General features: G+C 50.0%; 18 protein-coding genes and 1 tRNA gene. 12 read left to right on the forward strand and 7 right to left on the reverse strand.

What is annotated here, in order from left to right:
• The 7 genes from IM638_14785 to IM638_14815 form a co-directional block, all read left to right on the forward strand.
• The coding region (locus IM638_14785) for a hypothetical protein (GenBank protein ID MCA6364302.1) at nt 1-1,357 on the forward strand (1,357 nt) is incomplete at its 5' end.
• On the forward strand, nt 1,354-1,899 hold the full coding sequence (locus IM638_14790; protein ID MCA6364303.1) for a DUF1697 domain-containing protein: 546 nt from the start codon (nt 1,354-1,356) through the stop codon (nt 1,897-1,899). The genes IM638_14785 and IM638_14790, both read left to right, overlap by 4 nt.
• Nucleotides 1,900-2,100: 201 nt before the next feature.
• Nucleotides 2,101-3,558, forward strand: coding sequence for a hypothetical protein (locus IM638_14795; protein ID MCA6364304.1), 1,458 nt, complete (start codon nt 2,101-2,103; stop codon nt 3,556-3,558).
• 7 nt (nt 3,559-3,565) lie between these two features.
• Nucleotides 3,566-4,630: a class III poly(R)-hydroxyalkanoic acid synthase subunit PhaC gene (phaC, locus tag IM638_14800; protein MCA6364305.1), complete on the forward strand. Its 1,065-nt coding sequence runs from the start codon at nt 3,566-3,568 to the stop codon at nt 4,628-4,630.
• A gap of 134 nt (nt 4,631-4,764) precedes the next feature.
• On the forward strand, nt 4,765-5,613 hold the full coding sequence (locus IM638_14805; GenBank protein MCA6364306.1) for a hypothetical protein: 849 nt from the start codon (nt 4,765-4,767) through the stop codon (nt 5,611-5,613).
• 51 nt (nt 5,614-5,664) lie between these two features.
• Nucleotides 5,665-6,510, forward strand: coding sequence for an alpha/beta hydrolase (locus IM638_14810; GenBank protein MCA6364307.1), 846 nt, complete (start codon nt 5,665-5,667; stop codon nt 6,508-6,510).
• 223 nt (nt 6,511-6,733) lie between these two features.
• Entirely contained in the window at nt 6,734-7,435 is a 702-nt protein-coding gene (locus IM638_14815) for a class I SAM-dependent methyltransferase (protein ID MCA6364308.1), read from the forward strand.
• Between the two features lie 127 nt (nt 7,436-7,562).
• Here IM638_14815 and IM638_14820 read toward each other — a convergent pair whose 3' ends face one another.
• Nucleotides 7,563-8,012: a hypothetical protein gene (locus IM638_14820; GenBank protein MCA6364309.1), complete on the reverse strand. Its 450-nt coding sequence runs from the start codon at nt 8,010-8,012 to the stop codon at nt 7,563-7,565.
• Nucleotides 8,013-8,736: 724 nt separating this feature from the next.
• On the opposite strand from IM638_14820, the gene IM638_14825 reads away from it, so the two are divergent.
• Entirely contained in the window at nt 8,737-10,683 is a 1,947-nt protein-coding gene (locus tag IM638_14825) for a flotillin family protein (GenBank protein ID MCA6364310.1), read from the forward strand.
• A gap of 123 nt (nt 10,684-10,806) precedes the next feature.
• A tRNA-Leu gene (locus IM638_14830) sits at nt 10,807-10,888 on the forward strand.
• 145 nt (nt 10,889-11,033) lie between these two features.
• Here IM638_14830 and IM638_14835 read toward each other — a convergent pair.
• The 5 genes from IM638_14835 to IM638_14855 form a co-directional block, all read right to left on the reverse strand.
• On the reverse strand, nt 11,034-11,303 hold the full coding sequence (locus tag IM638_14835) for an acylphosphatase (protein MCA6364311.1): 270 nt from the start codon (nt 11,301-11,303) through the stop codon (nt 11,034-11,036).
• A 13-nt stretch (nt 11,304-11,316) separates the two neighbouring features.
• Nucleotides 11,317-11,901 carry a TIGR00730 family Rossman fold protein gene (locus IM638_14840; GenBank protein MCA6364312.1) on the reverse strand — a complete coding sequence of 195 codons (585 nt, stop codon included), beginning with the start codon at nt 11,899-11,901 and terminating at the stop codon, nt 11,317-11,319.
• Nucleotides 11,902-11,905: 4 nt separating this feature from the next.
• Nucleotides 11,906-14,305 (reverse strand): TonB-dependent receptor, encoded by a 2,400-nt coding sequence (locus IM638_14845; protein ID MCA6364313.1) that lies wholly within the window; start codon nt 14,303-14,305, stop codon nt 11,906-11,908.
• 891 nt (nt 14,306-15,196) lie between these two features.
• Nucleotides 15,197-15,532, reverse strand: a complete 336-nt coding sequence (locus tag IM638_14850) for a MerR family transcriptional regulator (protein ID MCA6364314.1) — start codon at nt 15,530-15,532, stop codon at nt 15,197-15,199.
• 1 nt (nt 15,533) lies between these two features.
• A complete protein-coding gene (locus IM638_14855) occupies nt 15,534-16,505 on the reverse strand; it encodes a M23 family metallopeptidase (GenBank protein ID MCA6364315.1) in 972 nt (323 codons plus the stop codon).
• Nucleotides 16,506-16,775: 270 nt separating this feature from the next.
• On the opposite strand from IM638_14855, the gene IM638_14860 reads away from it, so the two are divergent.
• The 3 genes from IM638_14860 to IM638_14870 are packed head-to-tail and all read left to right on the forward strand — an operon-like array spanning nt 16,776 to nt 22,199.
• The gene (locus tag IM638_14860; GenBank protein ID MCA6364316.1) at nt 16,776-17,810 is read left to right on the forward strand and encodes an efflux RND transporter periplasmic adaptor subunit; all 1,035 of its coding nucleotides are present in this window, start codon (nt 16,776-16,778) and stop codon (nt 17,808-17,810) included.
• Nucleotides 17,811-17,820: 10 nt separating this feature from the next.
• On the forward strand, nt 17,821-20,913 hold the full coding sequence (locus IM638_14865) for an efflux RND transporter permease subunit (GenBank protein ID MCA6364317.1): 3,093 nt from the start codon (nt 17,821-17,823) through the stop codon (nt 20,911-20,913).
• Nucleotides 20,910-22,199 (forward strand): TolC family protein, encoded by a 1,290-nt coding sequence (locus IM638_14870; protein MCA6364318.1) that lies wholly within the window; start codon nt 20,910-20,912, stop codon nt 22,197-22,199. The genes IM638_14865 and IM638_14870 overlap by 4 nt, the downstream gene beginning before the upstream one ends.
• A gap of 139 nt (nt 22,200-22,338) precedes the next feature.
• Here IM638_14870 and IM638_14875 read toward each other — a convergent pair whose 3' ends face one another.
• The gene (locus tag IM638_14875) at nt 22,339-23,013 is read right to left on the reverse strand and encodes a hypothetical protein (protein ID MCA6364319.1); all 675 of its coding nucleotides are present in this window, start codon (nt 23,011-23,013) and stop codon (nt 22,339-22,341) included.
• Between the last annotated feature and the right edge of the window lie 356 nt (nt 23,014-23,369).

The raw sequence follows: 23,369 nt of genomic DNA on the forward strand, positions 1-23,369 counted from the left end.
GCTCTTCCGATCTCGCAGCACATCCGATATCTGGAAATATTTCGACGACAGCGGCATACTTTTCAGCGCACTGCAGCACTCACCGGCCGATTTCCTGCGTATGCTCACCGGCATCGGCGACGATACACCGCACATTGCAGCCAGCTATTATCAAAAAATGAGCTACTGGTATCAGCAGTTCGACAGTCCGTTTTTTAACGACGGACGCACCATGATACGGCTCAATGCCATGCTGCGGCTTTTGTCGTTTGGCAATTTTCATGTGCACACGGTGGTAATGTGTTTCCTTTCGCTTACCGGACTTTGCTGGATTTACAGGGTGCTTTGCACTGCATTTGCAGGCTGGCGCGGCAGGGGTGTGCTGGTGGTGTTTCTGCTGCCCTCAGTGCTGTTCTGGGGTTCGGGTGTGCTTAAGGAAGGTTTGTTGTGGCTGGGCATGGGTGCTTTGCTTTGGGCTGTGATGCTTGCCAGCGGTAAACATCCGGTATTGCGCATTGTTGTGGCATTTGCAGCGGCGTGGCTGGTGGCTGCTACACGGCTTTATGTGCTGGCGGCACTGCTGCCCGCACTGGGCGGCTGGTGGCTTGCAAAAAAATGGAACGCTCCGGCATGGAAACCACTTTCGGTTACACTTGCTGCCATGCTGATGCTTTTACTGCTGCTTCGACTTTGGCCGCAAACCGATGCTGTAAAACTGATTGCCGTAAAGCGAAACGATTTTATCAACCTCGCGCGCGGCGGAGCGTATATGTACGACAGTTTGCGCGTGCTGCATGTGGATGCTTCCATGCAGCAGGCAGTTGTTCGTGTGAACGATACACTGGTGCGAATAAAACCCGGCACACCCGTACGCTGGTGGCGCGTGGCTGATAATTTTATGGATACACTTTACACGGCCAGCTTTAACGACACAGCTGCATTTCGTGTACTAAGCAATTTACCGCGCGCAGGCACACTCACCAGCACCCGCTACATACGCCCCACCGCCGCCGACGTGCTGCGCATAATGCCTGAAGCGCTTTTTAGCATTACGTTTCGTCCGCTGCCATACGAAATACGCAACCTGCCGCTGCTGCCCGCCATTGCCGAAAACCTGCTGCTGCTGGCCCTGCTGACGATGCTGCTCATTGCAGCCCGACGCACACCACACAAAGCATTAGCCGTGTTTTGTATAGTTTTTGTATTGCTGCTGCTCACCGTTACCGGAATAACCACGCCGGTAACCGGTGCCGCTGTGCGCTACAAATCGCTGGCACTGCCGTTTTTGTTTGCCGCACTGTTTCTATACATCAATCCGCAAAAACTACCGGCATTCCTGAAACGCATACTCACCCACAAACCGAAAGCAGCACAATGACAACGTACATCGCCCTGCTGCGCGGCATCAATGTAAGTGGCAAGCGCCTCATTAAAATGGATGCGCTGAAAACACTTTGCACATCGCTCGGTTTTGAACACGTGCAAACATATATCCAAAGCGGCAACATTGTATTTCAGACAACCCAAAAGAAAACTGCCGTGCTGCAGGACACACTCCGCATCGCCCTCGAAACCGCGTTCGGGTTTGAAGTGCCCGTATGCATCAAAACAAGTACTGAACTCACGCAAATCATCACCCAAAACCCGTTTACATCCAACCCATCATTTAACCCCGAACACCTCCACATCACCTTCCTGCATTCCCCAACCGACCATACCCTGCTTTCAAAAATTGACCGCGAAAAATTTCTCCCCGATGAGTTTACCCTTATCGGCGAAGCAATCTACCTGCATTGCCCCAAGGGATATGGCCACACCAAACTCACCAACACTTTTTTCGAAAACAAACTCAAACAACCCTGCACCACCCGCAACCTGAAAACCTGCCTCACACTCCAACAAATGGCAGCGTCACGCTGATCCCCCAAAAGCCCCAAAGCGACGACACCCCTAAAAGCTCCCGACAAACCCCAAAAATTCTCCCACGAAACCAATTCCCTTCACTTCATTTAACACAAGTTTCATCCACACAACTTGACTTTCAGCTAAATAGTTGTACCTTTGCACCCTGAAATTCAAACCGATCCTCTGTAAATTCCTGATTAACAACACCTTACCAAAATGAACACGAACTCATTCTTCGAAGCCTGGCTCAACACCCAGAAAGAACTTACCGACAACTGGATGGAAAGCTCGCGCCGCCTGCAGGAAACTGTAAACAACGGAACCGTGGCCGAAAAAGGTGCTGCCATTTATCAGGAATGGCTCAACCGCCAAACCGAAATCACCAAAAAAGCAGCCGAAAATTCGGGCAAACTCATGAACGAGGCTGCACAGCAAAATACTAATCCTGCCGACGCCGCCACCATGTACAACAAATGGATGAGCGCACAGCAGGAAACCATGAACAAAGCCTTCGGCCAGTTCAACAACCCGTTTGCAGCCAACTGGAACAACTGGATGAATGCAAACAACACCCAGCAGTGGTGGAACAACTGGATGAACAACCAGCAGAATCCGTTTGCAAACAACCCCATGATGCAGTGGATGAATCCTGCAAACAATACTCAAAACTGGATGAACCAGTGGATGAACCAGTCGCAACACATGATGAATAATTTCATGAACAACGACTGGAGCAAACAGTGGACTGCCCAGTGGGAGCAGTGGAACAAACAAATTCAGGATCAGCTTGGCAAAAACACATTTGCCGGTATGACGGATATGAATGCCGCCTGGATGAAGTTTAACGAGATGTGGCAGCCCCTGTATAAATCAATGCAGGAAAACACCAGCGCCACCGAGTGGATGAAAAACCTGTACAGTGCCGAAGCCATGCAAAGCCTGATGGAAAACATGAAGCAGTGGATGATGCCCATGCAGGCCAAAGAAATGAACCAGCAGTGGCAGCAGTGGATGGAAATGAGTGCCAACTACAGCAAACACGTATGGCAGCAGTTTGCCGGCAATACACCTGAGCAGATGCAGAAGCTCATTCCCTTCCTCATGTTCGGCCAGAATCAGCAGAGCGAGTTCAATCCCTTTGCCATGTACCAGCGCGCCATCAACCCCATGATCCGCCTGTTCAATCCCGGCAAGGAAAGCGAAATTAACGAACGCCTTTCTGCTGTAATGACACTGATGAACGATTACGGCCGCAAACTGGCTGAAGTACAGCAGCACATTCAGACCACCACCTTCAAAACGCTTGAAACACTGATGCTCGAAAACTTTGAGCAGGCTAAAAAAGGTGTGGACCTGAGCAACAGCAAAGAAGTATTCCAGGCCTGGGTAAACCGCAACGAAGAAGCCTTTATTGCGCTCTTCCACAGCGAAGCTTACTCAAAACTTCAGGGCGAACTCCTCGACCTCAGCCTGCAGATCCGTCAGCATAACGAGCAGCTCATGGAACTTTACCTCCAGCCCATGCCCGTAGTACTGCGCAGCGAGGCCGACACCATGAACCAGACCATTTACGAACTGCGCAAACGCATTCACCAGCTCGAACAGCAGCTCGAAGGCAACAACGAAACTGCAGCCACAAAAAACACCGGCAAGAAAAAAGCCGCTACAGTCTAACGCATTCCTGATCCCCTACGTAATGAGCAGCGAAAACGTAATGAAAGACATGGCCGAAGCAGGCACCAAAATGGTTACTGCTTACGAAAACCTTGTACACGCCGGACCGGTTGAAGTGGGCACAACGCCCAAGAAACTGGTGTATAAAGTGGATAAAGTAAAACTTTACCGCTACGAACGCGAAACACCCGCCACTGTTACCACGCCGGTAATTATTTCCTATGCGCTGGTGAATCGCTTCGAAATGCTCGACATACAGCCCGACCGCAGTCTGGTACGTAACCTGCTCAATCTCGGTCTGGATTTGTATGTGATTGACTGGGGCTATCCCACCCGCGCCGACCGCTACGTAACGCTTGACGATTACGTGAACTGGTACATTGGAGGCTGTGTGGATTTTGTGCGCCGCGATCAGGGCATTGATGCCGTTTCGCTCATGGGCATTTGCCAGGGCGGAACACTGGCTACCATTTTCTCTGCCCTTCACCCCGAAAAAGTGAAGAACCTGATTACGCTGGTTACGCCCATCGACTTCTCGACCAACGACGGGCTGCTGTTCCGCTGGGCGAAAGACATGAACATTGACCGCCTTGTGGATGCACACGGCGGCGCAGTGCCCGGCGAATTCCTGAACAACGGCTTTGCCATGCTTAAACCCATGATGCGCATTAATAAGTACATGGGTATTGCCGACACCATGCAGGATGCCGACAAACTGATGAACTTCCTGCGCATGGAAAAATGGATCAACGACAGCCCCGATCAGGCCGGCGAATGCTTCCGTCAGTTCCTCAAGGATCTGTATCAGGAAAACAAGCTGGTAAAAGGTACGCTTGAGGTTGGCGGCAAAACCGTAAGCCTGAAAAACATCAAAATGCCGCTGCTCAACATTTACGCATCGGAAGATCATCTTGTACCGCCTGCGGCCTCCATTCCGTTCAACGATCATGTGGGCACCAAAGACAAGGAACTGTATAAGTTTCCGGGCGGCCACATTGGTGTGTTTGTGGGCGGACGTTCGCAGAAAGAACTGGCTCCCACCATTGCCAAATGGCTTGGTGCAAGAGACTAAGTAAATAAAGATGCTTGTTTGTTCCGGCTCGTTTTGCAGCAATGCAATGGGCCGGATTTTTTTTGATGGAAATGCGTAGAAATACGCAGTGGCAGATGTATGCGCTGAATTATTTTCGGCACAAACACCCAACCATGAAAAATATCTTTCTGCCCCTTCTTCTGCTGCTGTGCTTTTCGGCACAGGCACAAAACGCCCTGCTTCCGGGAAAATCGTATGTGCTGTCATCATCTGTAGTGGCTGTTCCGTGGGATTATGCGAACAATAAACAACAGGATGCCGGAGCACCGGTTACACTTGAACGCGGATATAAGTTTACACTGATGAATATTACTGCCGACAATCAGTTTGCAGTAATTGAATTGTGGCGTTTTGTGGCGCCGCATAATAAGCTGCTTACCGGATATACAAAAGACTCGCTAAGGGCTAACAGCTTTATACTGAATGGTAAACCATTGAATGATTTCAGGTATTTCCGCATTCCGCTTGCCGATCTTGCAGTAAAAAGCATTGCATACACGGGCCGCACACCGGTAATTGGTTTGCTTACACTGCCGGTAAAACTGCGCTTTGGTTACAACAGGCCCGGTACGGAGTTTGACTTTTCGAAAGATGTATCGCTGGCCGCGTCGTTTGCGGTGCGCAGGCCGTTGAACCACGGCCTTAGTCAAAGCTACCTGACCTGGGTAGTGGCTACAGGTTTTTCGTCCATTGCACTCGATAGTTTAACTGCACCCACAGCTGGCAAAAGTATTGATGCCAGCAGTTACACTTTTGCCACCGGGCTGATGTTTGAATTTAAATCGGGACAAATAGGCTTGTTTACCGGTGTGGATTTGCTGGGACGGAATAAGCAGCGTTATGGCTGGGTGTATCAGGGTTTGCCGTGGTTTTCGCTGGGAATAGGTGTGAATTTATTTTCAAGTGATAATTCGGCTGCGGGATCAAATACACAATCGGTTGCACCGGGTGGCAGTAATTGACACAAAATGCTGAATTTTGAGGCAGTCGCATAAAAGTGCGGCTGCTTTTTTATGCAACACTGTTTGCTTCCCGGTTTTGATGCACCGCTTTACTACAGCGTACAGGGCAATGCGAATTTGCCTGTGCTGTTGTTTGTGCATGGTGTGGCCGAACATAGTGTGATTTGGCAACCGGTCATTGATTTGCTTTCGCAGGAGTATTATTGCATTGCGGTGGACTTGCCCGGACATGGCGGGTCGATGAATTTTCGCGGAAACTGGAGCATGAATTTTTATGCGCAGGTGCTTCGGAAATTTATGGAAACCATGCAACTGCGCGAGGTAACATTGGTAGCGCATTCAATGGGTGCGCAAATTTCGGCAGTGCTGGCGTTGCAGGTTTCTGTGTATTTAAATGCAATGATTTGGGTTTCGCCCGCAGGTGCAGAAACGTTCTCTGAAAAAGAGGCAAAAATGCTAAAAAAATTTACGGCCCAATATTGGGAAAGCCCGCCAACAGAGGTTTTAGCGACTGAAAAGTTAAAATCGCATTTTTCATTTTCTGCCAACTTAGGTGCTTTTATAGCCAAGTTGGCGAAGTATCATGCTCCTGAAATTGCCAAAAATTTCAAAGAAGTAGTAATCTATTCTGTAAGCGGAATGCTGGATGAGCCGGTACACGCATATCTGCCTCAGCTAAAAATGCCCATGCACGTGCTGATGGGCGAACGTGATTTGCTGGTGCCCAACCGCTTTTTGCATCCGGCACTTACGCCGCAGCATGTGCTGGAGGAAGCACGGAAGCAGCTGCCGAACTGCAAAACCACTTTGGTAAAAAACGCCGGCCATTTTTTACCGGTAGAACAGCCCGATGTGCTGGCAGCTGCAATACGCGGAATGCGTAAGGATGCCCGTTAAGCCCAAAGCAAGTATGCCAGGCTGCAGGAATTTTACTGCACCAAGCGGTTTGAATATCCAGCCCTGACCGCAGCGGCACCCCGCAGGTGAAGCATGCTTCTGCAGCCACAACACCACGCGGAGTATAGCGGAGGGCAGGAGCGGACGGTATTTTGATGAACCGCTGTTTCGCTCCAACACCTGTTTACGTATTGCACCAACTGAATTGCGTATTTTCGCCACGATGACAACACTTCCGCAAACGGCTGCACTTTATTTTCAGTGGGACATACGTAACTGGTCGAAGGCGCTGCCGTGCTGGGAAAAGGCAATTGCTGCATTTCCGCAAACGGCGCAGGCACGCCGTGCGCTGGAACTTGGCGGACGTGAAGGCGGCCTCTCGTTGTGGCTGGCGCAAAAAGGATTTGAAGTGGTGTGTTCTGACCTGAGCGGCGCCGAAAGCACTGCGCTTCCGCTGCATACGCAACAGGGCGTAACTGCGCAAATTACCTACGCCGATATTGACGCTACGGCCATTCCGTTTGAAAACGAATTTGATGTGGTCGTTTTCAAATCAATTATTGGCGGCATTGGCCGCAACAACAACAAGGAAATACAGCAGCAGGTTTTTACGCAGATTTACAAGGCGCTGAAGCCGGGCGGCAAACTGCTTTTTGCCGAAAACCTCACGGCATCGCCCCTGCACAGATTCTTCCGCAAACGATTTACAAACTGGTCGGGCTACTGGCGCTATGTAACCGAGGCCGAGCTGCGGGAATTTATGCAGCCCTTTGCGCAGGTGGAATTGCACACCACCGGTTTTGCCGGCACGTTTGGCCGCAGCGAAAAGCAGAAAAACATGCTTGCCCGTGCAGATGAGATGCTGTTTAATGCGATCACTCCGGGGAGCTGGAAGTACATTGCTTTTGGCGTGGCGGTGAAGTGAACTGAGGCCGGTGGTTTCGACAAGCTCAACCACCGCGACAAGCTCAACCACCGCGACAAGCTCAACCACCGCGACAAGCTCAACCACCGCGACAAAAAAGCACCGCGACAAAAAAGCACTCAACCAGTTAAATCCTTACACGCACGCGCATAAGAAGCGGATGCACGGGCACCGGAAGTTCAGTGCCCAATACGCGGAAGGGCTGATAGCGCCAGCCAAACGTAAGCTGCACATTATTTACCCAGCCACCCATGAAACCGGCCGCACCGTTTTTCACATACACATGGCTGAGTGCCTCGCCCACAGGGCCACGCTGTTTGTGCATCTGCGTGAGCGGCAATTTTACTGCGCTGTGTTGCTGCATGCCGGAAGTAAAACCAAACCACATGCGCCTGCAGCCATTGGAGCGAAGCTCACGTTTTCCGGTTAAACGGTTTACACGTAACAGGGCTGCATCCTTGCCTGCAAATAAGCCCGCATGCGACGAATGATTGAAATGTACTTCGCTTTTGCGGGATGTTTTGGCAAACACGTTTACCGAGGCAAACAGGAGCACAAGGACAAGAATGGTTTTCATGGCGCATTAATTGAATGACGGCACAAACATAGCACCCTGCCCAACCCTTATGAAACGGGAGTTTGCCGCTACTCAGCCACAATATGCAATTTGTGCCACGCTACCCGGCTTTTGAGTAATTCCTGACGCATTTTGGCGGTTTCTGACATCGGAAAGCAGCGATTTGCAGTTTTTGCAAAATAAAAACACACCCAAAACCCTCTGCTCGGGAATTACACAAAAGCCTGAATATGGGGAAATTGCAAAGGCACTTTGTCTGAAGGCCGGATCAGCAAGATATTTTAGCGCACGTGATCGATTTTTAAACTCATTATCAATTATTTACAGAAAAGCCAATCCGATTTTCCAAAAACATATTTCTTTTCCTCACATCTTTGTTGCGTACTACTTCAGTAGTCAGTTAAAAACAAACAACCGTGTAGCCACACCACAACAAGCACAGTTTACAATCCGCAAAATCGGATTCACCCCCCGGAATAATACTGATGCTTTACCACCCCAATCCACCCGCTTCTCTTCCTGGCATTACAGAGGCTGATTGTTTACAATCAGCCGTTTGCAGAAAATCGTTTACGAGTTTGTACATTGGTACACCGGCTCAAAAACGACCCCGCTGCTCTCAACCGGCAACCGGTAAGGTACAAAACCTTGCCCCGCAAAAAGCCGGATTTAAATTGGCTAATCATCAGCAACATAATTCCTAAACCATTTAATTATTAAACAAATGACAACAAACCTACTTCCTTATCTCTGGTTACTTATTCCGCTGGCGGCACTCATTTTCTGGAAACAGGTGCTACGGCTTTTCTTTGGTATGGTTATCGTTCCTGAAGACCGCATAGGTCTGGTAACCAAAAAGTTTGTGCTCTTTGGCCCGAACCGCGAACTGCCCGACGGGCGTATTGTGGCTGTGAACGGTGAGGCCGGTTTTCAGGCGCATACACTGGCTCCGGGTTTATACTTCGGTAAATGGGTATGGCAGTATGAGATTACCCTGCAGCAGTTTATTGTTATTCCGCAAGGGCAGATTGGCCTGGTGGTGGCCAAAGATGGTAATGAACTTGAAAGCGGACACATTCTTGGCCGGCGGGTTGAATGCGACACCTTTCAGGATGCTGCGGCTTTTCTGAGCAACGGCGGACGCAAGGGCCGGCAAACCATTTACATCACCGCAGGTGTATATCGTATAAACACCTTTCTGTTTGATGTGCAGCTTACGGATATGACGCACATTCAGGAAAACATGATTGGTATTATTACCACGCTTGACGGTATGGCCATTGAGCATGGCAACATTGCCGGCCGTCTGATTGAAGGGCACAACAACTTTCAGGATGCCGATTCATTCCTGAGCGGAAATGGTAATAAGGGTTTGCAGCCGCAGGTTATTCAGGCCGGTTCGTATTACCTCAACCCGTGGTTTGTGCATGTGGAACAGGTGCGCATGACCGAAATTCCGATTGGTTCGGTGGGTGTAATTATTTCGTACTACGGTGAAGAAGGGCGCGACCTGAGCGGTGCGGAATTCAGACACGGCAATATTGTGGGACGTGGTTCGAAAGGTGTGTGGGCTGAGCCTTTGGGGCCGGGTAAATACCCCATCAACCCCTACATTATGCGTGTGGAAACCGTGCCCACCACTAACCTTGTACTGAACTGGGCCAGCGCACGCTCGGAGTCGCACCAGCTTGACAAAAACCTGAGCACCATTACCGTGCGTTCGAAAGACGGTTTTACGTTTAATCTTGATGTGTCGCAGATTATTCATATTCCGATGAACGAAGCGCCGAAAGTAATAGCACGCTTCGGAAACATGAACAACCTGGTGAGTCAGGTGCTGGAGCCTACAATTGGCAACTATTTCCGAAACTCGGCGCAGGATGCGGAGGTTATTGACTTTCTTGTATCGCGTAAAGAGCGGCAGGAGGCTGCTAAAGTGCACATCAGCAAAGTACTGGATGAGTACAACGTGCATGCGGTTGACACGCTGATTGGTGATATTGTGCCGCCTGAGTCGTTGATGAAAACACTTACCGACCGTAAGATCGCGCAGGAGCAGATGGCCACCTACGAAACACAGCGCAAGGCGCAGGAAACGCGCCAGTTGCTGGAAAAGGAAACCGCTATTGCCGAGATGCAGAAAGAAGTGGTAAAAGCCGAACAGGGCGTAATGATCAGCGAACGCATAGCCGATGCGGCGGTGAAAAAATCGACCGGTGAAGCGCAGAGCGTGAAAATTCAGGCCATGGCCGAAGCCGAGCGCAACAAGATTACCGCTGCCGGTGAAGCCGAAAAAGTGCGCGTACTTGCCGAAGCCGAAGCTGAGAAAACACGCCTCACCGCAAATGCCGAAGCCGAGAAAATTTCGGTAACCGGTAATGCCGAAGCCGAAAAGATTCTGGCCATTGGTAAATCTTCGGCCGAGTCGTACAAACTGGCTGTGGAAGCGATGGGTGGAAACAACTTTACACAGCTGAAAGTAACCGAAGCCATTGGTACCAATAACATCAAGATTATACCCGATGTGCTTATTACCGGCAACGGCGACAGCGCCAACGGCCCGATAAGCGGACTGCTTGGTTTAAAGCTTCTTGAAAACATGAATGCGAAACCGGCCGCACCACAAACGCCGGAAAGCACCACCCCACAAGCCGAGGAGAATAATGCATAACTCCGACGCACGCGGAGAAGCATAAACGATAACCCCACCCGCTTCTCCGCAACCTTTTGCCACAAAGCCGCTTCTTTCACAAAGCGGCTTTGTGGTTTTTATGTACATTTGCACACAAATTACGCGGATGTGTCGTAATTGGTAGCCGAGCCAGACTTAGGATCTGGTGCCGAGAGGCGTGTGGGTTCGAGTCCCTCCATCCGCACAATGCCCTGCCCTTTTCGGGCAGGGTTTTGTTTTTTTTCCAGAGGGACGGGATTGTAGCGAAGCGAAATGCAATTATTCAGATTGATCAATAATCAATCAATTTGCGAAATATCCAATGTGTATGGATTGCGTGAAGATGACAATTACTTCACCACAAAACCTGTTTCGCCTGTCTGAAGCGTAAGTTCAATTATTTCCACCTGCTCCACGTTTGCCCTTACAGGCCCGCGTTTGCACCAGCGGATAAATTCATCCAGCTGCGTTTCGCTTCCCTGTGCTTCGGAATATACATTTCCATTCGACAGGTTTTTCACAAAGCCGGTAATTCCAATTCGCTGTGCTTCGGCGGCGGCTGACTTGCGGTAAAAAACGCCTTGAACTTTTCCTGAAATTGTAAGTGCATATCGTTTCATGGCCTGTGCAATTTCAGTTTTGACCCGGATGCAACCATATTTCCTCTGCCTGAGGCGGCGGCTGACTCACCAGCTCAAGAGCAGCTTCGGCTGTATCGGCCACCTGCACAAAACGCCGGTTGCGTGAGGAGAGAAAACCTTCTTCCACCATTGTGTCAAGTTGGAGCAGCAAATGCTGGTAATACTTTCGCGTGTTAATGAGTACGATGGGTTTGGCATGCAGGCCAAGCTGGGCCCAGGTAAGTATTTCAAACAATTCATCGAGTGTACCAAAGCCACCGGCCAGGGCTATAACGGCATCGGCTTCCTGTTCCATTATGGCTTTGCGCTGATGCATGGAAGCGGTTTCGCGCAGGTCGGCTACACCGGCGTGCCCCACTTCTTTCGTATTTAAAAACGTGGGAATTACACCGGTCACTTCTCCTCCATGCCGCAATACACTGTTGGCGGTTACGCCCATAAGTCCGATGCTGCCGCCGCCATACACCAGTCTGATATTCCTTTCGGCCATGAGCCGGCCGAGTCCGGCAGCCGTTTCGGCATAAGCGGGATGATTACCTTTTGACGCGCCGCAGTACACGAGGATGCTTTTGATCATTTTGCTAAAAATCAATTTGATAATAGAACAGCGGTAAAAAGCCGAGCTGATACTGTTCCACAACCGGATTGGCAGAAGGCTGCAGCGGATTGGGCGAGTACGTGAGACCGAGAATGTTTTTACGGTTCAGCACATTTACAAAGTCGATACCGATTTCGTGCGTTACCTTTTTGCTGTTTAAACGCCACAGCACTTTCAGATCGACTCTGAAATAAGCCTTGCTGAACTGCAACGAATTGCGCAGCGAATCAACCAGCACTTCGTCGTTTTCCAGCTTTGATGCCGCCGTGTCGATTGGCGTGTACCAACGTTTACCGGCCATTGTAATTTTTCCGCCCAGCTGTATGGTTTGCCTTTCGCCCAGCTTCCATTCTCTTGCCGCAAGTGCATTCGCGGCATAGCCGGTGTTAAAATCCGTGTTGCGTGTCACACCGTCGCTCCCTTTGTATTTTGCATCAAACACCGATGCGGTGAATAAAAAGAAATATCCTTTCGCAAAAAACTTTTCAAGCGTTACTTCCACGCCATAGTTGGTGCCGCTGCCGGTGTTTACCAATGTATCGGGGAAGAAGCGGCTGAACCCGCTGCCCTGATTCAACACCGAAAACGACGAGCTTTTCTTCTCCACGGGTACATCATACAATTGCTGGTAATACGTCTCCACCTTCAAACGCATTACCGGTGTAACCAGCCAGTCGTAGCCCACTACGCTGTGCAGGCTGCGCATGAAGTCGAGATTTTTATTGTGCAGCACATACGGCTCGGATGTGGCGGGTAAATGTGTGTAGTAAATGTAAGCGGGCAAAATCTGACTGTGCATACCCACGCCTGCGCTGAGTGTATGTTTGGGCGCAACTGTCCAGCGCACACCCGCACGCGGCTCCACCGCCGTGCTGCCGTTGAGTGTGAAATACTGCGCATGCACACCGGCATTGAACACCAGCAAATCAGTTGCGCGGAATTTCCACTGCGCATACGGCTGCAGCAAAAGCGCCGTGCCTTCGTAGTCCTGACGGTTACGGAAAACAAACAGCTGTTCGCTGTGAATACTGTCCACAAGCGTATTGCCAAACATTTCGTTAAACATGCCGGCTTTAAATACGTTGCGGCTGCCCAGTTTGCGTGTAAACGAGAAGTTGAACGTGTAGCGCGTTTCGTTGTTCTGGTATCCCATTTTCGGGGTAATGGAATCGATACCGAAGTTTACGTTGCGCCATACCAGTGCGTGAAATGATTTCGACTGGCGATGACTGGCGGCCACCACCGCACGGAAAAGTGTTTTATCATTGAGCGGTTTGGTGTACACCATGCCCGCCACACCCATGCCGGTGGCAAATTGCTGGTCGCGGCTGTCTTCGCCGTAGAGTTCGTCGCTGGGTTCGGTGTACTTGCTTACGAGAATATTTATATTGCTCAAACCACCCAGCCCGAAGAATGAGAGATTGCCACCCTTTCGCAAGGGGAAATTGAGTTTAAACGCCGCATCCTGATAGTTGGGCACGGCACCGGTGCCAATGGGAATATTGGCGGCTTCAAACAAACGCAGTGTGGAATAACGGTAGTTAATCAGAAACGACGAACCTTTGGCTTTATTCAGCGGCCCCTCGGCAGTAAGTTCAGTGCCAAGAAAACCAAACTGCCCGTTAAACTCAAAGCGTTCATTATTCCCGTTACGCATTCGCAGGTCGAAAGCGGCAGCAATGCTGTTGCCATATTCGGCCGGAAAAGCGCCGGTAAAAAAATCGGAATTGGCCAGCACTTTATTATTGATCATACTCACCGGGCCGCCGGTGGTGCCTTCAATGGCAAAGTGATTGGGATTGGGAATATCCACCCCTTCGAGCCGCCACAACACACCCATGGGCGAGTTGCCGCGCACCACAATATCATTGCGTGAATCATCAGCTCCCTGCACGCCGGCAAAGTTGGAGGCCATACGCGCCGGATCGCCTCGACTGCCTGCATAGCGGTTTGTTTCCTCCACAGAGAACATGCGTCCGCTTACGCTGCTCATTTCGTTATTGGTGCCGTCTTTGCTGCTGGCCTCAATCACCACCTCATTCACCTGCACTGCCGACTGCTCAAGCTCAATATCCATAATCAGCTCTTTTCCCGAAGAGAGAATAATATTGGGCATCGCCCAGAGCTGATAACCCGTATAACGTGCTTCAAGTGTGATACGCCCCACGCCAATACCCGTAACGCGGTAGTTGCCCGACACGTCAGTACTGGCCCCGCCAATTACCGTGGAATCACGTTTAATCATAATCACCACACCCGGCAGCGGCGATTTGGTGTCTTTATCCACCACCTTTCCGCGTACAGTTTGCGTAAGCGGAGCCGTTTGCGCCCATGCCGACAGACTAAGTCCGAAAAAAGCCAGCAAGTAAAACAGAGGTTTCATAGTTGCTTTTGATAAGGAGTTTGCAGCCAAATGTAGGGATTACCACAAACCAGTCAAGTGCAGTTGAAAAACCTGCGGTTTATTTTTTCGTTATGGCATTTTTCAATAAACAATGTTCCCGCATTTCGCATTTATTGCAACTACTCAGAAGCCCTGAGGCATTCAATTTATGCCCGGCCCGGTCAAACACCTTTTTTATCATTCGTTCCATACTTCGTTCAACCGTTTTACAACCGGATACCCTTTTTATTTACACCAGTTTAAGAACCCGTATTTATACAATACCAAAGTAAATCACCGGGATTATCATTTCGCTGAAACACCCGTATTTACTAACTTTGAGGTCAATTACATAACCTGATTTTAAGAATCGGAATCTATTCCGTTTACCGATAATTCAGGTTCATTGAACTACAAAACCAAACCGTTTACCGATTTTTTGAATCGAAGGTAATTTCTACCCGTAAATTTGGTAAAGATTGTTTCACCAGCAAGGGTTACCGGTCAGGTTTAAGGGGTTAACTGAGCGGTACAAAACCCGGTGAACATTTCGACAACAGGTTTTTTGGGGTTAATCTGTTGTCGATCTAACAGAAAAGCGCTGCCGCCAGGTAGTGCTTTTCTTTTTTACAGCAACAGATATTTTTTTCATCGCCTCCGTTCGTCCGATATATCATTCCGCTCAACGATTTGTAAGAACAAAAAAACAACTTGGTTGTATTTTTGTACAGGTTTGTTCACCACTATGGGTTGCCGAAGCAGGTTTAAGGGGTTAACTGCCCGGCATAAAACCCGGTGAACATTTCGGTAACAGGTTTTTTGGGGTTAACCTGTTGCCGAATAATGAGAAGCACTGCCACCCGGCAGTGCTTCTCTGTTTTTATGACATTGTTAAAGTTCTTTTTTGAGTTCGAGCAGGAAATGACGGATACTTTCGAGCGATTTCACCATTTCAACCGTGTTGATGGTGCCGTATTTGTTCTCTCTGAGCTTTTCCCGTGCGCCTTGCAGCGTGTAGCCACGTTCTTTCACAAGGTGATAAATAACCCTGAAGTTGTTTACATCATCCTGTGTAAAAAGCCTGTTGCCTTTTTTATTTTTCTTGGGCTGAATAATATCAAACTCTTTTTCCCAGAAGCGGATGAGCGAAGTATTTACCTCAAACATTTTTGCCACCTCACCAATGGTGTAGTAAAGCTTCACCGTTTCACGCTCTTTGTAAGGCATATTAATCGAAAGATTGTGAAGGTTGCGAAGCGAGTTCGATAAGACGCTGATATTGTTCGGGCGTAAGGTCGCTGTAGTAGTAGTTGATGGGGTTCATCCGCTCGCCGTTTTTCAGCACTTCGTAGTGTACGTGTGGTGCCGTTGATAAGCCGGTACTGCCCACATAGCCGATAATCTGACCACGTTTTACTTTTTCGCCCGGCTTCACTGCCATGCGCGACATGTGGCCGTAAAGTGTGGTGTAGCCGTTGCCGTGGTTAATCACTACATGGTTTCCATAGCCCTGTGCTTTAGCGTCAGCGGTTTCCACAACACCATCGCCGGTGGCGTAAATTTCAGTGCCTTCGGGAGCGGCGAAATCCATGCCGGGGTGAAATTCGGCAGTTTTGTAAATGGGGTGTGTACGCCAGCCAAAGCCCGAAGGCGCGTGCCGCAGGTCTTTGTTGGAAATGGGCATGATGGCGGGTATGCTGGCAATGAGTTTGTCTTTTTTGCTCGCCAGTTTCAGCAAATCGTCGTACGAGCGCGACTGGATATACATTTGTTTGGCCAGTTGATCGGTGCGCTGCGTGAGGGCGGTCATGAGCTGCGTATTGTCGAAACCGTCGAGCCCGGCGTAACGGTCGGCACCGCCAAAACCGGCTTTGCGTATGGCATCGGGAATGGAGTCGGTTTCGAGGATAACACGGTAAACGTTATCGTCGCGGCGTTCGAGGTCGCTCAGCACGGCGCTCATGTTGTCGAGGCGGTTGTTGAGGCGGCGGTACTGTGCCTGCATTTGTTCGAGTTCGCGCTTGAGCCGTTTTTCTTTGGGCGAATCGAGGTAGTTGTAGGCAATGATTACTGCCACCGCACCAATAACCGAGGCCGTTGCCAAAAACGAAAGCACACGAAAAATGCGCACACGCAGCGGTGTTACGAACTTTTCGTAGGTGAGGGTTTTGGTATTAAACCTGTACCTGATTTTCGACATAAGGCAGCGGCCTGTTTCCGGTAAAGGCCGAATAACAAATATAAGGTTTGTGTTTGATTTGCGAGCCTTTACCGTTCACCACGTATTCCACCCGCTGAACCACCCCTGATTCCACCTAAATGAAATTGCAACGTTCGTGCAACGTTGTTCAAAAAACGGCAGGATGCACATCGCCTAACTTTACAAGCGATGACTTATTTACGTCAACTTTGCACCGTGCAACAGAAAGCGTACAAGTGAAGCGGAACATCACAGTGACCGGTAAAGTTTATGAAAAAAATTGCCTTACAACTATCCATTTACATACTTTCCCTGGCGGGATGCCGGGGTGAAGCGGAAAAACCTGCTGCAACGGGACGCCAGCAAATCGGCAAAGTAAAAGCCATTGTCATTATGCCCGAAAAAATCGGCGAAAGGCTCGAAGCTTCGGGCACGCTGCTTGCAGCCGATGAAGTGGCGCTGATGCCCGAAATACAGGGCCGTATTGTCATGCTTAACCTGCCTGAAGGCCGGCGCGTTCAAAAGGGTGAGCTGTTGGTGAAACTTTTCGACGGCGATCTTCAGGCCCAGCTGAAACGGGTAAAAGCCCAGCTTGCTGCTGCCGAAATTACCGAAAAGCGCCAGAAAGAGCTTCTTCCGCTCAACGGCATCAGCCGGCAGGAATACGACCTTACAGTTACCTCTATTGAAACACTGAAAGCCGAAATGGCGGCCATTCAGGCGCAACTCACCAAAACCGAAGTACGCGCGCCATTTACCGGCACAGTAGGTTTGCGTAAAGTGAGTGATGGCGCCATTGTATCGCCCGGTACATTGCTTGCCAACCTGCGCGCCAGCAGCGAACTCAAGCTCGACTTTACTGTGCCCGAAGCCTGGGCCGCCCGTGTAAACAGCGGCACCGAAGTAACTTTTAGAACCGAAACCGATACGCTTACCCATAAAGCCACTGTTATTGCCACCGAGCAAAGCGTGGAACAAGGCACACGCACATTAACCGTGCGCGCCAAAGTAAATGCCGGTGGCGGCACACTGCTGCCGGGCGCATTTGCACGTGTAGAAATTCCGTTTGCCGGCACCGACAGCATGGTCATTGTGCCCACCAACGCACTCCTTGCACAGGGCCGTGGAAACAGCGTAATTGTAGCACGCAGCGGCGTGGCACACTATGTAAAAGTAGAAACCGGCGCACGCTACGCATCGGGCATTGTTATTCGCAAAGGCCTGCATGCCGGCGATACTGTCATTACATCGGGCGTACTGTTTATCAAACCCGGAAGCCCCGTTCAACCCGATTTAACCCAATAAACGCCTGCCTATGCTCTTGTCAGACATTGCCCTGAAAAGGCCGGTGGGTGCCATTGTACTCAACCTTATAATTATACTCTTCGGAGCGGTGGGCTACACGTTTCTCGGCGTGCGCGAATACCCGGCCATCGACCCGCCCACCATCAGCGTGCGCACTTCCTACACCGGCGCCAACGCCGAAATTGTGGAATCGCAAATTACCGAACCGCTCGAACGCGCCATCAACGGCATCGAAGGCATACGCACCATTTCATCTTCATCAGCACTGGGCGTAAGCAACATTACCGTTGAATTTGAACTCAGCGCCAACCTCGAAAAAGCGGCCAACGATGTACGCGATAAAGTATCGCAGGCTACGCGAAATCTGCCCCAGGACATAGACGCGCCGCCCTCGGTTTCGAAAGCCGATGCCAACAGCGATCCGGTAATTTTCATGCCCGTGCAAAGCACCGAAATGAGCATTGTGGAACTGAGCGACTTTGCCGAAAATGTGCTTCAGGAAAAACTGCAAACCATTCCGGGCGTTAGCGAAGTACGCATTTTCGGGCAACGCCGCCCCGCCATGCGCCTCTGGCTCGATCCGGGCAAACTCGCCGCACGTAACCTTGCCGTGCAGGATGTGTTTAACGCCCTGCAGCGCGAAAACGTGGAACTCCCCGCCGGTAAAATTAGAGGCAACACCACCGAACTCACCGTAAAAACATTCGGCAAACTCACCACCGAAAAAGACTTCAACAACCTCATCATTTCTCAAACCAACGGACAAACCATACGCCTGCGCGATGTGGGCGAAGCCGTAATTGGTCCCGAAAATGAAGAAACCGCCATCCGCCGCAACAACGTGTATGCAATTTCACTGGCCATTGTGCCACAACCCGGTGCAAACACCGTTGAAATTTGCGATGAGTTTTACAAACGTTACAGCGAAATACAAAACACACTGCCCAAGGGCATGATTACCGATATCGGTATCGACAAATCCATTTTCGTGCGCCGCTCAATTGAAGAAGTGCAGGAAACACTGCTCATTGCGCTGGTACTGGTGGTGCTTATCATTTACTTCTTCTTCCGAAGCTGGGCCATTGCATTCCGTCCGCTCATTGATATTCCGGTTTCACTTATCGGCACATTTTTCGTGATGTATCTGTTCGGCTTTTCAATCAATGTACTCACGCTGCTTGCCATTGTGCTTGCCACAGGGCTTGTGGTGGACGATGGAATTGTGGTGACGGAAAATATTTTTAAACGGATGGAAAAAGGGGTGGACAAAATGACGGCTGCACGTGAGGGTACGCGCGAAATTTTCTTTGCCGTTATTTCCACTTCGCTTACGCTTGCCGTGGTATTTATTCCGGTAATTTTTCTGGAAGGATTTACGGGCAGGTTGTTCCGCGAATTTGGTGTGGTGGTTTCGGCCGCCGTGCTTATCTCAGCAATCGTATCACTTACGTTAACACCTGTGCTTAACGTAAAACTTACGCGCAACGTACATGCCCGCTCACGCTTCTACAAATTTACCGAGCCTTTCTTCAACGGACTTGATCGCGGTTACGGGCGCTGGCTCAATGCGTTTCTTCGTCAGCGCTGGATTGCAGTGGCTATTCTGCTGCTTTGTATGGCGGGAGCATGGTTCTTTAATTCCGAACTCAAATCAGAACTTGCACCGCTCGAAGACAGAAGCATTGTGCGCTCTACGGTAACCGCACCCGAAGGCACCGATTTTGATGAAATGGACCGGCTCATCCAGCAAATTGCGGATGTGGTGATTGACAGTGTGCCCGAAGCCAACATGATTTTCGGAGCCACTGCACCGCCGTTTGGTGCGCAGGGCAGTGTAAATACAGGTTTCATTAACGCACTGCTCAAAGATCCCGAAGACCGCGAAGCCACACAGCAGGAAATTTATAACCGGTTGCAGCGCATGTATAAAAAAATAAACGAAGTGCGCATCTTCCCTAATCAGGAGCAAACAATTACTACCTCGCTTGCAGCAGGATCGCAGTTGCCGGTGCAGTTTGTAATTCAGAATCTCGACTTCGAAAAAATAAAAGCCGCGCTGCCGAAATTTCTTGAAGAGGCCCGTAAAGACTCCACCTTCGGCAACGTGGATGTGAATCTGAAATTCAACAAGCCCGAACTGCAGGTAGTGATTGACCGCGATAAAGCCGCCGAGCTTGGTGTGAGTATTCTTGATGTGTCCAACACACTGCAACTTGCTTACAGCGGCCGCCGTTTTGGTTACTACATCAAAAACGGCAAGCAGTATCAGGTTATCGGTCAGGTAAACCGCGATAACCGCGACGAGCCTTCTGATCTTTCGGCGCTGTATGTGCGCAATGGCAAGGGTGAAATGATCAGGCTCGATAATGTGGTGAAAATGCAGGAAACCAGTAATCCGCCCACGCTGTTTCACTACCGGCGTTATAAGTCGGCCACAGTGCAGGCTTCGCTGGCCGAAGGGCGAACACTTGGCGAAGGCATTGCTGCCATGCAGGCCATAGCCAAACGCGTGCTCGACGATTCGTTCCGCACTGATCTTTCAGGGCCCTCGCGCGATTTTGCAGAGAGTTCGTCGAACACTTCGTTTGCTTTCATCCTTGCGCTGGTACTTATCTACCTCATTCTCGCCGCGCAGTTCGAAAGCTTCAGCGATCCGTTTATCATTATGCTTACCGTGCCGCTGGCCCTTGCAGGCGCATTACTTTCGCTTTGGTTGTTTGACCAGACGCTGAATATTTTTTCGCAAATCGGGATGATTATGCTGGTGGGGCTGGTTACCAAAAACGGAATTATGATTGTGGAATTTGCCAACCAGCTGCGCGAAAAAGGAATGAGTGTGGCCGAAGCCGTGCAGGAAGCGGCGGTTGCCCGTTTGCGGCCTATTCTTATGACTTCGCTGGCTACTGTGCTGGGTGCTTTACCCATTGCACTTGCGTTGGGTGCCGGCTCGCAAAGCCGTATTCCGCTGGGCATTGTCATTGTGGGTGGTTTGCTGTTTTCGCTGCTGCTCACCCTGTTCGTTATTCCGGCCATGTACCGTTTGCTTTCACGGCGAAAACAGGTAACTGCCGAAACTGTTACACCTCAACACCACACATCATGAAGCAACTGCTTGCCCTCATGATTTTTATGCCCGCGCTGCTAAGTGCTCAGGAACTGCTTACCCCAGAGGAAGCGCTGCGCATCGGCATGAAAAACAACTACGACATTCTGCTTACCCGCAATGCCGCTGATGCTGCTGCCCTCAACAACAGCCCCGGTGCCGCAGGCATGCTGCCCGATGTAAGCATTAATGCAGCCGCATCAAAAAACCAGAGCAATATTCAGCAGCGTTTTGCAAACGGCAACGAAATAAGTTCGCCCAATGCAGGCGGACAAAATTATTCGGCGGGTATTGCACTGGGCTGGACGGTTTTTGATGGCATGCGCATGTTTGCCACACGCGAAAGGCTTGAGCAACTTGCCACCGCCGGCGAATACACCTGGCGTGCGCAGGTACAACGCACTGCGGCCGACATACTGAGTGGTTATTTCAACATTGTACGGCTTGGCGAACTGCTGAAAGCCACACAGGAAGTAATTGCCGTAAACGAAGAACGTGTACGCATTACCGAAAACCGTGTAAACAGCGGGCTGGCTGCCAGAAACGAATTACTTCAGGCGCGCATCGACCTGAATGTGCAGCAGGAAAATCTTATTTCACTGCAGCTTTCACACTCGCTTGCCAAACAGCAGCTCAATCAGCTCCTTGCCCGCGATGCCCTGCTTGCCTTTGCCGTAATCGAAACTATTCCTGATGCGGTAATCGAAAACAGGGCGCAGCTGCAGCAGAAAATCCTGAGCAGCAATCCGGAATTGCTGGCGTTTCAGGCGCGCGTAAATGCGGCAGGGCAAACCGTGCGCGAGGCGCGTGCAGCTTACATGCCTGTAGTGCGGCTCAACGGCGGCTACAATTTCGGCCGCACCGAAAATGCCGCAGGCTTCAGCCTGTTTAACCAAAGCTACGGCTGGCAGGGCGGTGTTACGCTGGCTATGCCGCTTTACAGTGGTGGCAATGTTAAACGCAACGTAGCCACAAACCGCCTGCAATTTGCCGATGCCCGCTACCAGGCCGAACGCGCCTCGCAGGCAGTTAGCCTGCAACTGCACAATGCCCTGCAAACGTTCGATGCACGCGCATCCATGCTCACACTCGAACACGAAAATGAAAACATGTCGCGCGAGAACATCAAAATTGCACTCGATCGCCTGCGTCTCGGGCAGGGCACTTCGCTCGACGTAAAAGAAGCACAGGCCACACTTGCACAATGCCTCACACGCAGCATTCAGGCCCGCTTCGATCTGAAAATGGCCGAAGTAAGTGTGAAACAACTGGCTGGCGAGCTGTAGCTGCTTTCTGACTTTCCGAATATTCACACCACTAACAGAAAATACCCGCACCAGCCAACTTTATTTGCTGGTGCGGATATTCTTTGCTGAGCAGGGAAGTAAAACGAAATGAACTTTGAGGCTGTTAAAAATCATCCTCTTACTTATCCGAATTTGCAATTTTCACTACCGCAAAAATCTTATTCGCCAGGAAGAGCAATGCGCCAAGCCCCCACAACACAGCAGGAATCAAAAAGATAAGTGCAACTGCCAGAATATAAGCCAGCACAAAACACAGCAAGGCAGCACAACCAATAATCAAGGCAAGCCTGAAATTACCTGAATTGCCCTCATAAAGATAAAGACCAAGGGCAGGAAAAAACAGCGCCACAATAATGCAAAGCATCTTATTACTCTCATCGCCGCCTGCCGGTAAAGCTTTCCCCTTTTTTAATCTTTGCGTATTAGTGTTTACCCGGCTCGAATACTGCTTCCCTTTTTTGGAATGATGGTTTGTAATAGCAGACCGGAAATCAGGTTTTACACCAGAAATATCAGTGTTTGCGATGCCTCCCTCAGGCACAGCCACATTGTGCCATACGGCAGAATCCACAACACTGCCCACCTCTTGTGCAGCTTTCAGGGTGTCTGCAGTTGCCAATTGCTGTGGCGTATTTTCCGTTAATTGCGCTTCAGCATGCCTCACCTTAGTAGTATTAAGGTCGATATAAAATCCCTGACGATAACGGCGCTTTTCAACCGAAAGGCTGTGAGGGAAACTGCACGAAGCAAGGAACATTGTTCCAAAAAGAAGAGTAAAGATTAATGTTTTCATGGCTTTTTTTTTGCCAAAACTATTTTAGATATAATTTATTTAAATCAATACTTATATCTATTTCAATCCATAAAATCTAATGAATAATCTGACTAATCAAATCAGATGATTACTTATGCTTCAGCTCCTCAGCCTCAGTCACGTCACCCTCTGTCTGCTCTTTTACACACTTCACTTTCAAAGCTGCCGAAGGCAGCAAATCAAAGCTGCAAAGCTGCGGAAGGTTTCACTGCCGAAGACAGATAAACCTTCAAAGCTGCGGAAGGTTTTACTGTCGAAGACGGATAAACCTTCCGCAAAAATTAAGCAAGTCTCCAGACTTGCGAAACTTCCACACATACTTCACACATCACACA

It is taken from the genome of Bacteroidota bacterium, from assembly GCA_020402865.1.
Lineage (GTDB): Bacteria > Bacteroidota > Bacteroidia > Palsa-965 > Palsa-965.